1 protein-coding gene is annotated in these 444 nt (G+C 61.9%); it reads right to left on the bottom strand.

Annotated features, from left to right (window positions below; genetic code table 11):
* Window positions 1-444: serine hydrolase (locus tag A7981_RS07580; protein ID WP_131800948.1), on the bottom strand; the 444-nt coding region annotated here is incomplete at both ends.

The raw sequence follows: 444 nt of genomic DNA, 5'->3' as shown, positions 1-444 counted from the left end.
GTAATAAAACGCCTCGCCCGGCGCCTTCGCCATTGGACGGTCGAGGATGAACTGGATCACGTCGGGGCTACGCTCCCATTCGATCAGCGAGTCCGGCCGCCCGCCCTCGACGCCTTCGGTCCACGGCATGCCGGAAGTCATGTCGAGCATGGTCTGGACCGTGATCGCCCGCTTGCGGTCATCGAGATTTGCAATGGTGCGGTCGCCGAAGAAATCCACCAAGCGATGGTCGAGGCTATCGAGCACGCCCGCTTTAAGCAACATCGCAACCAATGTACCGGTCACCGCCTTGGTGACGGAATTGAGGAGGTGCGGGATCTCGGGCGTGTACGGCGCATAATAGGCGTCGAGCACGATCTGGCCGTGACGCGCGATCAAGAGGCTATCGAAGCTGCGCACCGCGCCATAATTGACGAGCCTCGCCAGCGCCGCAGAGTCCATCCC

The organism is Methylovorus sp. MM2 (assembly GCF_001648895.1).
In the GTDB taxonomy this organism is placed as follows: Bacteria; Pseudomonadota; Gammaproteobacteria; order Burkholderiales; family Methylophilaceae; genus MM1.
Note: the sequence above shows the minus strand (reverse complement) of the source record. Positions and strands in the feature narration are given on the sequence as shown.